General features: G+C 68.4%; 12 protein-coding genes. 5 read left to right on the forward strand and 7 right to left on the reverse strand.

Annotated elements, in window-relative coordinates; all coding sequences use genetic code 11:
• Nucleotides 1-102: 102 nt before the first annotated feature.
• Complete coding sequence (locus tag ABL308_08845) at nt 103-324, forward strand: hypothetical protein (GenBank protein XBQ15067.1); 222 nt, start codon at nt 103-105, stop codon at nt 322-324.
• On the opposite strand, the gene ABL308_08850 is transcribed toward ABL308_08845, so the two are convergent.
• Nucleotides 306-968: a Fe2+-dependent dioxygenase gene (locus tag ABL308_08850; protein ID XBQ15068.1), complete on the reverse strand. Its 663-nt coding sequence runs from the start codon at nt 966-968 to the stop codon at nt 306-308. The genes ABL308_08845 and ABL308_08850 overlap by 19 nt on opposite strands.
• A gap of 70 nt (nt 969-1,038) precedes the next feature.
• Here ABL308_08850 and ABL308_08855 point away from each other — a divergent pair, with 70 nt between their 5' ends.
• Nucleotides 1,039-1,983, forward strand: a complete 945-nt coding sequence (locus ABL308_08855; protein ID XBQ15069.1) for a hypothetical protein — start codon at nt 1,039-1,041, stop codon at nt 1,981-1,983.
• A 4-nt stretch (nt 1,984-1,987) separates the two neighbouring features.
• Here ABL308_08855 and ABL308_08860 read toward each other — a convergent pair whose 3' ends face one another.
• Nucleotides 1,988-2,551, reverse strand: a complete 564-nt coding sequence (locus tag ABL308_08860; GenBank protein ID XBQ15070.1) for a DUF3299 domain-containing protein — start codon at nt 2,549-2,551, stop codon at nt 1,988-1,990.
• Nucleotides 2,552-2,760: 209 nt separating this feature from the next.
• Between ABL308_08860 and ABL308_08865 the strand changes: the two genes are divergently transcribed.
• Complete coding sequence (locus ABL308_08865) at nt 2,761-4,545, forward strand: hybrid sensor histidine kinase/response regulator (GenBank protein XBQ15071.1); 1,785 nt, start codon at nt 2,761-2,763, stop codon at nt 4,543-4,545.
• Nucleotides 4,546-4,621: 76 nt separating this feature from the next.
• Here the strand turns inward: ABL308_08865 and ABL308_08870 are convergent, their stop codons facing one another.
• Both ABL308_08870 and cutA read right to left on the reverse strand, forming a co-directional pair.
• Nucleotides 4,622-6,265 carry an ATP-binding protein gene (locus ABL308_08870; protein ID XBQ15072.1) on the reverse strand — a complete coding sequence of 548 codons (1,644 nt, stop codon included), beginning with the start codon at nt 6,263-6,265 and terminating at the stop codon, nt 4,622-4,624.
• Nucleotides 6,266-6,384: 119 nt separating this feature from the next.
• Nucleotides 6,385-6,723, reverse strand: a complete 339-nt coding sequence (cutA, locus tag ABL308_08875; protein XBQ15073.1) for a divalent-cation tolerance protein CutA — start codon at nt 6,721-6,723, stop codon at nt 6,385-6,387.
• Nucleotides 6,724-6,768: 45 nt separating this feature from the next.
• Between cutA and queC the strand changes: the two genes are divergently transcribed.
• Nucleotides 6,769-7,482 (forward strand): 7-cyano-7-deazaguanine synthase QueC, encoded by a 714-nt coding sequence (queC, locus tag ABL308_08880; GenBank protein XBQ15074.1) that lies wholly within the window; start codon nt 6,769-6,771, stop codon nt 7,480-7,482.
• Nucleotides 7,479-8,108 carry a 7-carboxy-7-deazaguanine synthase gene (gene queE, locus ABL308_08885; GenBank protein ID XBQ15075.1) on the forward strand — a complete coding sequence of 210 codons (630 nt, stop codon included), beginning with the start codon at nt 7,479-7,481 and terminating at the stop codon, nt 8,106-8,108. The genes queC and queE overlap by 4 nt, the downstream gene beginning before the upstream one ends.
• Nucleotides 8,109-8,114: 6 nt before the next feature.
• Here queE and ABL308_08890 read toward each other — a convergent pair whose 3' ends face one another.
• From ABL308_08890 to ABL308_08900, 3 genes are all read right to left on the reverse strand, one after another.
• The gene (locus tag ABL308_08890) at nt 8,115-8,672 is read right to left on the reverse strand and encodes a hypothetical protein (GenBank protein XBQ15076.1); all 558 of its coding nucleotides are present in this window, start codon (nt 8,670-8,672) and stop codon (nt 8,115-8,117) included.
• 72 nt (nt 8,673-8,744) lie between these two features.
• Nucleotides 8,745-8,942, reverse strand: a complete 198-nt coding sequence (locus tag ABL308_08895) for a hypothetical protein (protein ID XBQ15077.1) — start codon at nt 8,940-8,942, stop codon at nt 8,745-8,747.
• 84 nt (nt 8,943-9,026) lie between these two features.
• Nucleotides 9,027-9,722, reverse strand: coding sequence for a pirin family protein (locus tag ABL308_08900; protein XBQ15078.1), 696 nt, complete (start codon nt 9,720-9,722; stop codon nt 9,027-9,029).
• Nucleotides 9,723-9,733 lie beyond the last annotated feature (11 nt).

Below are 9,733 nucleotides of genomic sequence, written 5' to 3' on the forward strand. Positions count from 1 at the left end.
CTGTCGCCTTTATGCACAGACCGCTGCACCCGCGCGGCTGGCGTGCGCCACGCTTTGTTCTATAAACGTTCCTGTGAGCACAGCCGAGATCGGCGAGGGGATATGAGCGGCGAGGACGAGACATTGCGCGACGCGCTGGCCTACGCGCTGTGGCGCTCGCCCTGGCGGACGCGGCTCGGCGGGCTGGACGCGTGCCGGCTCGCCGCGGCCGATCTGGTGCGTCATCTTCGGCGCGCTGGCTACGAGGTCCGCCCAGGCCCCCCGATGGAGCCGCACGGGGGGCTTTCCAGAGGCGCGCCGGACGATCAGTCCTCCGCCCACTGACGCAAGAGATTCGCCCGGCTCTTGGCGATCCGGTCATAGGCTTCGGTCTTGCCGCCGGTCCTGAAGACCTCGCGTGCGGCCGCGCCGAGATCGAACAGGATCTCTCGCTGGTCGGCCCGGCGCACGAAGCTGCGCACCCAGCCTACACAGGCCAGGCGCTCGCCTCGGGTCACAGGCGTCACCTCGTGCAGGGCGCCTGTCGGGTAGAGCACCGCGTCACCGGCTTCGAGCTTCACCTCCGTCGCCCCGGCGCTGTCGTAAAGCACCAGCGCGCCGCCTTCATAGCCGGACGGATCGCTGAGAAAGACGGTGAAGGACAGATCGCTGCGGCTGCGCCCCATCAGCGCGTCGTCGACATGGACGCCATACGCCTCGCCCGGCCCGTAAAGGCTGATCATGGTGCGCAGGATGCGGTTCGGAAGGGCGGCTTCCCGGAACGTCTCATGACGATTGAGCGCGGCCTCGACCAGTCGTCTCGCGGTGTCCGCCTGAGGCCCGGGACGCATCTGCCGGTTCGCCTTCACCGCCCTGGCCGCCGCGCCCGCGGTCCGCGCGCCGTCGGAGAACAGGGCGGGATCGGCGGCGAGCTTTCGAACCGCAGCGAGGTCTTCGGCGTTCAAAACCTGTGAAAGGCGATGCAGCATTGCGGGCTTTCTTGCAAATCGTTCGCAGCCGGGCTAGCACGGCCGCCACAAGAAAGAAAAGGACGCGCTCATGGCTATCCGCAAGACCCCGTTGTTCTGGACCGCGAGTCTGGCCGCCGTCGCCGCCGGTTCGCTGGGCGCGTGCGGCGAGCCGGAGACCGGCCGGGAAAGCGCCGATCAGGTCGAACTGACCGATCCCGAAGCGCTGCGCGACGGCGAGGCGGCGATCACGGCGTCTGACGATGAAGCCGGTACACAGACCGAAACCGCGGCCGCGGGTCCCGATCTCGAAGGCGAGGGCGGAGAAGGCGGCGAAGGTGGCGAGGCCGGCGGCGAATTCGGCATCGACCCGGCGATCGCGGCCGACGATCCGGTGGTCTATCTTTCGGCGATCGAGGTGATGCGGGCGCACTATCTGGCGGGCCTCGCCGCGCTGGAAGCGGGAGACCGCAGCGCTGCGTCGGAAATGTTCTCCCACCCGGTCTCCGAGATCTACATCGACTTCGAACCGGTGATCGAGGAGCGCGGCGGCACGGTCATGCTCGAAGAGATGAACGAGGCCGCGGTGCTGCACTTCCAGGGCGCGTCGGACGAGGAGATCCGCAACGCGGTGGTCACCGTGCTCGAGCTTCTCGATCAGAACGAAGAGGTCGCGCCCGCGCCGCGCACCGAACAGGCGCTGGTGGACGCCGAGGTCCTGCTCGATCTCGCCGACCGCGCCGCGCTCCAGTACGGGTTCGCGGCGGGCGAAACCGCCGGCGGGGAAGCCTGGCTCGACGCTTATGGTTTCAACGCCGCCGCCCAGATCTACGCACGGCGCAAGACCGAGGCGATCATCCTCGAGCGCCCTGATCTGGCGCAGGCCATCGCCGAGCTTTTGGTGGTGATGGAGAGCGCGTTCAGCGACTATGATGGACCGGACGAGAGCGCGCCGTCGCCTCAGGCCGTCGCGGATGCGGCGGAGGCGCTGCGCCGTCAGATCGACCCGCCGGGCGACGAGGCGACCGCGCCCTAGGCGGCTACTCCCTGTAGGGCGATACCGACCGGGCCGTCATCGCATAGGCGCTGGCGGCCAGATCGGTGTCCACGCGCTCGATCTCGATGCGCCCTTCCACCCAGACCGGCTCCCACAGGCTGTCGAACCGGATCGGTTCGGGCGAGCGCAGATAGACCACCTGGTTGGGCGGCGGCGCGGGCGAGTGGATGCAGGCGCCGTGATAGGGCAGCAGCAGGAATTCCCGCGCCTCGCCGCGCTGGGCGTAGTTCAGCGGCAGGATGTAGCCCGGCATGCGGACGACCAGCCCGTCGAGATCCTCCACCACGTTGAACGTGCCGATCTGGCCCTCGACCGGGCTCTGATTGAGGAAGCGGCCGAGCATGGAGGGATCGGCCCGGCCCTCGTCCAGCGCCTGGATCGTTTCGAGGTCCTCGTCGGGGATGAGGTCGCGCCAGCTGACCGTTTCAGCCTCGATCGAGGCGTCGACCGGCTCCAGTCCCAGATCCGCGCCCGGAGGCGGCGCTGCGTCCTCTCCGCAGGCGGCGAGCAGGACCAGGCTGGCGGCGAGGGCGAGGCGAAGCGTCATGATCGTTTCCGGTCCGTCGGCGACGTAACAAAGTAACATCCAGAATGGGGATCGCGGTGCCCTGCCGCAAGATGAATCCGAAATCCACGCTGTTTTAAGACCTTTGCGGGATGATCCTCTCCAGAACTGCGGAAAAACGCGGTCAGGAGGGTGGATTGATGGCGCTCGAGGATACGAGCAAACAAACCGTCGCGGCTGAGAGCCGGCGGATGAAACGGCTGCTGGTCGCGCGCAGCGCTGTGCGCGCCGTGCCGATGAATATCGTGAACGCGTTGCTTTTGAGCGTGCTTTTCCTGGGTCATGTCGACCCGGTCGCGCACGGGGCGTGGTTCTCGGTGCTCACGATCGCGGCGCTTCTGCGCCTGGCCTCGATGTGGCGCGCCACCCGCGCCGACCGGGTGCCGACCGACGGCGAGATGCTGCGCTACACCCTGATGAGCGGCGTTGTCGGGCTGTGCTGGGGCGCCACGCCGTTCCTTCTCACCGACTCCACCCCTGCGATCGTCGGTCACGCCGTTGCGCTTGTGATCGCGGGCATGGTCGCCGGCGCGGGCCTGACCAGCGCGGCGGAGCACCGGGTGGTCACCGCCTACGCCGTGCCTGCGCTGGGTCTCTGGGCTGTCTCGCTGGCGCTCGAAGGCACCTGGCAGGGCTTTCTCGTCGCCTTCATGCTGGCGGCCTTCTATCTGGCGATGAACACGCTGACGAAGACCTATTCCAACACGCTGGCCGAAGCGGTCCGCGCCAATGTCGCGCTTGAAGAGGCGCACCGGCACACAGAGGCGCAGGCCGCCGCCCTGTCGCGCCTGGCCGAGCATAACGACCAGGCCGCCCGCCGCGCCGAAGATCAGGCGCGGGCGAGCGCGGCGATGATCGCGAACATGAGCCATGAACTGCGCTCCCCGCTGAACGGCGTGCTCGGCATGGCCCAGCTTCTGGCGGAGAACGATCTGTCCGCGGATCAGAAGCGCATGGCTCGCCGCATCACCGAATCCGGCGAGGAGCTGAACCGGCTCCTGACCGACGTGCTCGACGTCTCGCGCATTGAGGCAGGCAGGCTTGAGCTGAGCCTGGAGGACGTCACCGCCCGGAGCCTCGCCGATAAAGTGCGCCGGCGCATGCAGCCGATCGCCGACGCCAAGGGCGTGGCGTTCGAGGTGCAGGTGTCCGGGGAGGCCGTGCGCCCCTTGCGCGCCGATGAAGAACGGCTCCTGCAGCTCGCCACCATTTTCGTCGGCAACGCCGTGCGCTTCACCGACGCGGGCGGGGTGACCGCCGCCTTCATCGCCAAGCCGGGCGGAGAGGGCGAGGCGCGCCTGCGCGTGCAGGTCCGTGACACCGGATGCGGCGTGCCCGAAAGCGCGCGGCCGAACCTGTTCGACGCGCTGTCGGCGGACAAGATGGACGCGAATATCCGCGAGGCCGGCACCGGTCTCGGGCTCTACCTCGCCAAGCGCCTTGCGCGCCTGATGGACGGCGAGGTCGGCTACGAACCCGCCGCCAGCGGCGCCGGCTCCGTGTTCTGGTTCGAAGTCGGGCTGAAGCTCTCGGGCAAGGCCGACCGCTGGGCGGACGGCGAGCAGCTGACCTTCGAAGCGCGCCGGTTGCGCATGCTGGTGGGCGAGTCCGATCCTGCGCGCCGGTCCGTGCTGCTGGGTTATCTGAAATCGTTCAATTGCGTCGTCACCTGCGTGGAGACGAGCGAGGAACTGGTCGAAGCGCTGGGCGCGGCCGCCTACGACTCGGTCGTGCTGGGTCTGGCGCTCAGCGATTGCGAGCCCGAAGAGGCCGCCGGCGATATCCGGGGTCTTGCGTCGACCGCAGCGATGACGCCGATCGTGCGCCTGGTCCGCGATCTCGAACAGCCCGTTCTGGCTGCGGCGACCGAGACGCGCGTGCGCGCGCCGGTGTCGGCCGACGCCCTGCTGGACGGGCTGAACATGGCGCTGTCCAGCGATGCGGCGGCGCTCGCCAATCTGCGCCGCATCGCCTGATCGGCCTTCACAGGCTGAACGAAGAACGCCGCGGGGCGACCCGCGGCGTTTCTCGTTTCGGAAAGGCGGTGAGCGCCTACGCTGCGCCGCGAGCGGCGTCTTGCGTCTCGCGCTGAAGACGCAGCGCGGCTTCGATCGCGTCGAACAGCCTGTCCTTCTCGATCGGCTTGGCGACATAGCCGTCCATCCCCGCCTCGCGGCAGCGGATCTCGTCGCCGCGCATGGCGTTCGCCGTCAGCGCGATGATCGGAACCCTCGAAGCCGGACCGTCGAGCGCGCGGATGCGGGCGGTGGCCTCGAACCCGTCCATGCCGGGCATCTGCACGTCCATCAGCACCACGTCGTAGGCCGCGCGCTGCACGGCGGCGAGCGCCTGGACGCCGTCCGGCGCCATGTCGCAGCTCCAGCCGCGCAGCTTCAGAAAGCCGCGTACGACCTCCTGGTTGATCGGGTTGTCCTCGGCAACGAGGATGCGCGGGCCGTCGCCCTCGGCTGCCATTTCCGGAACCGCCGCTTCGATATCGACGGGCGCTACGTCCGTCTCGACCGGCGCGGCGCGCCGCAGGGGCGCCTCGAACCAGAAGGTCGAGCCCGACCCTTCGGTGCTCTGAAACCCGATCGAGCCGCCCATGAGGTCTGTCAGCCGCTTGCAAATGGTCAGCCCCAGCCCCGTGCCGCCGAACTTGCGCGTGGTCGCCCCGTCTGCCTGGGTGAAGGCGGTGAAGAGCTTGGCCTTGGCCGCTTCGGGCACGCCGCAGCCGGTGTCGGTCACCTCCGCGCGCAGCACGGTGCGGCCCGGCCCGATATCGGTCAGGGTCAGGCGCGCGGTCACGGAACCTTCCTTCGTGAACTTGATCGCGTTGCCCACGAGGTTGAACAAAAGCTGCTTGAGCCGGACCGGATCGCCCTGAAGGCTCGCCCCGGCGCAGCCCTCCGCGGTGACGCTCAGGCGCAGGCCCTTCTCCTCGGCGCGCGGCCGCCACAGCGACCAGGCCGCCTGCACCAGCTCGTCGAGCTCGAAGCGCGTAGTTTCGAGCTCCATCTTGCCCGCCTCGATCTTGGACAGGTCGAGAATGTCGTTGAGCAGCCTTAAAAGCACCTCGCCCGAGGTCCGGATCGTGCGGACGAGCCTCGCCTGCTCGTCGTTCAGGCCGCTTTCCTGAAGCAGCTGCGCCACCCCCAGCACGCCGTTCAGAGGGGTGCGGATCTCATGGCTCATCGTGGCGAGGAACTCGCTCTTGGCCTGGTTCGCGCTCAGCGCCTCGATCCGGGCGCGGCCGAGCTGTTCGGCCAGGGCGACGAGCTTGCGATTACGCTCCTCGCTCTCGGCCTGCAGCATCTTCATCAGGCTCACGCCCGTGCCGACGCCGGCGTACTTGCCGTCCTCGGTGATGATGAAACCGTCGAACAGCGCCGCGTTGCGGTCGGTGAGGATGTGGCGGCTGAGTTCGGACACGAGACGGTCCGCCTCGACCACGAGCGGGTCCTTGTCCATGACGAACGTGACGGGGCGCTTGGCGAAAAGCGCGCGGCCGTGGGTGTCCGCCATGCGCAGGAAAAACGCGTTGCGCGCGACCAGGCCGATCGGCCGGCCGGCCTCCACTACTGCGCACACCAGAAGATCGGGATCGTCGCTGAAGAGATCGTAGACCTCAGAGCCGGAGGTCATCGGATCGAGCTGGGGCGCGTCCTGACGGAGCAATCTGACGGTGCGGCTCATGAGGTCCCGGCGCTCATCTCATGCGGGCGGGATCGCCCGTGTCTTCAGGGCGATAGGCCACCGGCCCGCTTGCGCGCGGGTTAACGCCCGGACGGTTTCATCGAAACTTCACCGCCCTGTCATGAACCGCGCGGCGAGGCGGTCTGTTCTGCAATCCAGGCGAGAAAGCCTGCAGACGATCCCTCCGCCTGCACGCCCAGGCGCACGACGGCGGGTTCGTCATAGGGATGAAGCGCGACGATCCGCGCCGCGCAGGCGTCAGCCTGGGCCGCGCCGGTCTTGAAGATCACCGCCACCTCGGCGTCGGTGCAAACCTCGCCCTTCCAGCGATAGACCGAGCGCATCGGGCCCAGCACGTTCGCGCATGCTATGAGGCCTTCGTCCAGAAGCGTCCCCGCCGCCGCCTCTGCGGTCGCGGCGTCCGGCCAGGTGGTGTAGATGAGCGCGGCCTCGGTCATGACCCGTCCTTGCAGCAGAGCGCGTGAAGGCGGATATAGCCCGCCATGAACACCGACACCAAACCCGGAGCCGCACTGGTGCTCTTTTCCGGCGGGCAGGACTCTGCCACCTGCCTGGCCTGGGCGCTGTCGCGCTTCGACCGGGTGGAGACGATCGGGTTTTCCTACGGCCAGCGCCACGGCGTGGAGATGCAGGCGCGAGAGCGCGTGCGCGCCGCGGTCGCCGAGGCGTTTCCCGCATGGGCGCAAAAGCTCGGCGAGGACGTGGTGGTCGATATTTCCGGCTATGGCGCTCTGGCTGAAAGCGCGCTGACGCGCGAGGCCGAGTTCGCGATGAGCGAGAAGGGCCTGCCGACCACCTTCGTGCCGGGCCGCAATCTCGTCTTCCTCGCCATAGCCGGCGCGCACGCCTACCGGCGCGCCACGCCGCATCTCGTCACCGGCGTCTGCCAGACCGATTACTCCGGCTATCCCGACTGCCGGGAGGCGACGATGAGGGCGCAGGAGCAGGCGCTGTCGCTCGGCCTTGATGAACAGGTGCGCATCGAGACCCCGCTCATGCACCTGACCAAGGCGGAGACCTGGGCGCTCGCGCACGATCTCGGCGGCGAGGCGCTGGTCGATCTGATCATCGAAGAGAGCCACACCTGCTATCGCGGCGATCGCGAACACCGGCACGCCTGGGGGTATGGCTGCGGGGATTGCCCGGCGTGCGAGCTGCGCGCGAAGGGCTTTGCTGAGTGGCGGGCGAGCGCATGACCTATTCGGTCAAGGAGATGTTCCTCACCGTGCAGGGCGAGGGCGGCCAGGCGGGCCGGCCTGCGGTGTTTGTGCGCTTCGCCGGCTGCAATCTGTGGAGCGGGCTCGAGCGCGACCGGGCGAGCGCGGTCTGCACGTTCTGCGACACCGACTTCGTCGGAACCGACGGCGTGAACGGCGGCAAATTCAAGACCGCGCAAGCGCTGGCGGAGGCGGCCTATTCGCTCTGGCCGGGCGGGGGCGAGCCCTATCTGGTCTGCACCGGCGGCGAGCCGCTCTTGCAGCTCGACCCGCCTCTGATCGACGCGTTTCACGAGGCCGGCTTCGAGATCGCGGTGGAGACCAACGGCACGATCGCCGCGCCTGAAGGGATCGACTGGATCTGCGTCAGCCCGAAATCGACCGCGCCGCTGGTGCAGCGCTCAGGCCATGAGCTCAAGCTCGTCTACCCGCAGGCGGACGCGCCGCCTGAAGCCTTCGAGCATCTCGATTTCAGGGAGTTCCGGCTCCAGCCCATGGACGGGCCGAACCAGATGCAGAACGCGCGCGCCGCGTTCGAGTACTGCACGAAGTACCCCAAATGGCGGCTGAGCCTTCAGACCCATAAATGGATCGGCGCGCCCTGACCGGCCTTACTCGGCGGCCCGCACCGGCTCTTCGGTGAGTTCTGCGGCGACCATGCGGGCGAAGCGGTCGAAGGCGTTCTCCGCATCGGTCCACACCAGCGTGTACTGCTCGCGATCGAGCGCCGGCGTGCGCCAGGAATAGGCGAAGCGCCCGAGCTCGTCGCCGGCGGGGTCGGACATCACAGCGGTCACCCGCGCTCCGCCGATGGAGACGGTGCGCGCAGACAGGCTGGGGCGGTCTGCGAGCTGCTGGAAGGTGGGCCGGTTGGGCGTCGCGTCCTCGATCACCACCAGAAGCGTGCTGGCGCTGGGATCGTCCACTTCGGCGTAGCGGCCTGCGTCGAGCAGGGCGTCGATCAGCGCGCCTTCGAGCTTTCTTTGAAGAATGAGCAGCTCGCGCTCACCGTATTCGCCCGCGCGCTCGGACAGTTCGGGACCGATCTCGATCACCGCGACCGCGACAGGACCTTCCGGAGATCCGTTGAGGCTCTGGCGGAATTCCTCGGCGCTCGCCGGAGCGGCCAGGGCGAAAAGCGTAGCGATGAAGACGATAAGCTGACGCATGGGGCGCTCCCGTGTCTGACGGGAGAACGCGCCCGATGCGGGAAGGTTCGCGCCGCGCGGTGGGTTCGGCGCCTAGTCTTCGCCGTCGTCCTCGTCGTCGTCCCCGTCACCGGGGATGAGGACTTTCGCCGTGCCTTCCGCGACGTCGCCGGCCACGCCGATCGTCGCGCCGGCGACGCCGGCCGCCACGCCGACGGCCTGAACCGCCACGCAGCCCTGGGTGAAAACGAGGGCGGCGAAGGCGAAAAGCGCGGCGAGCGTACGGGACATGGCCGGTCTCCAGAAAAACGGAACGCCCGCCCGGAATAACCGGGCGGGCTGAACCGCGCCTTAACGATGAACCGCCGTACTGCGCTAGCGGGTGTCGGTCATCACGATCTCGGCGTCCTCGGAGGCCTTGATCTCGATCGTGCCGACATCCTTGATCGCCGCGCCGTCGCGGGCGTTCACGAACACGCCGTTCACCTCCGCCGAGCCGCGCGCCAGGGCGATATAGGCGTGCCGGCCCGGTTCGAGGTCGTATTTCGCGCTCTCGCCTGCGGCCAGCGCGGCGCCCAGCACCCGCGCGTCCGCCCGGATCGGCAGGGCGTCGTCGCCCTTGCGGCCCGAGGCGAGCACTTCGAGCGCGCCGGACCGGTCGCCCCTGGGGAACTCGCGCGCGCTCCAGTACGGCGCGCCGCCGCGATGATCGGGCAGAATCCAGATCTGGAAGATCCGGGTGAGGACGTCTTCCTTGTTGTACTCGGCGTGCCGTATGCCCGAGCCTGCGCTCATCACCTGCACGTCGCCGGCGACCGTGCGGCCGCGATTGCCCAGGCTGTCTTCATGGGTGATCGCGCCGTCGCGCACATAGGTGATGATCTCCATCTCCGCATGCGGATGGGGCGGAAAGCCGGTCTGGGGCCGGATCTCGTCGTCGTTCCACACCCGAAGCGCGCCCCAGCCCATGCGGCGGGGATCGTGGTAGTGGCCGAAGCTGAAATGGTGTTTGGCGTTCAGCCAGTCGGTGCGGAAAGCGCCGAGGCTTTCAAAGGGCCGAAGGTCGATCATGGTTCGCTCTC

The organism is Oceanicaulis sp., from assembly GCA_040112665.1.
Classification (GTDB): domain Bacteria; phylum Pseudomonadota; class Alphaproteobacteria; order Caulobacterales; family Maricaulaceae; genus Oceanicaulis.

Bases quoted from the DNA above. Each gene is read 5' to 3' on its own strand.
- ABL308_08845 (XBQ15067.1), top strand. From the start codon at position 103: ATGAGCGGCGAGGACGAGACATTGCGCGACGCGCTGGCCTACGCGCTG.
- ABL308_08850 (XBQ15068.1), bottom strand. From the start codon at position 968: ATGCTGCATCGCCTTTCACAGGTTTTGAACGCCGAAGACCTCGCTGCG.
- ABL308_08855 (XBQ15069.1), top strand. From the start codon at position 1,039: ATGGCTATCCGCAAGACCCCGTTGTTCTGGACCGCGAGTCTGGCCGCC.
- ABL308_08860 (XBQ15070.1), bottom strand. From the start codon at position 2,551: ATGACGCTTCGCCTCGCCCTCGCCGCCAGCCTGGTCCTGCTCGCCGCC.
- ABL308_08865 (XBQ15071.1), top strand. From the start codon at position 2,761: ATGAAACGGCTGCTGGTCGCGCGCAGCGCTGTGCGCGCCGTGCCGATG.
- ABL308_08870 (XBQ15072.1), bottom strand. From the start codon at position 6,265: ATGAGCCGCACCGTCAGATTGCTCCGTCAGGACGCGCCCCAGCTCGAT.
- cutA (XBQ15073.1), bottom strand. From the start codon at position 6,723: ATGACCGAGGCCGCGCTCATCTACACCACCTGGCCGGACGCCGCGACC.
- queC (XBQ15074.1), top strand. From the start codon at position 6,769: ATGAACACCGACACCAAACCCGGAGCCGCACTGGTGCTCTTTTCCGGC.
- queE (XBQ15075.1), top strand. From the start codon at position 7,479: ATGACCTATTCGGTCAAGGAGATGTTCCTCACCGTGCAGGGCGAGGGC.
- ABL308_08890 (XBQ15076.1), bottom strand. From the start codon at position 8,672: ATGCGTCAGCTTATCGTCTTCATCGCTACGCTTTTCGCCCTGGCCGCT.
- ABL308_08895 (XBQ15077.1), bottom strand. From the start codon at position 8,942: ATGTCCCGTACGCTCGCCGCGCTTTTCGCCTTCGCCGCCCTCGTTTTC.
- ABL308_08900 (XBQ15078.1), bottom strand. From the start codon at position 9,722: ATGATCGACCTTCGGCCCTTTGAAAGCCTCGGCGCTTTCCGCACCGAC.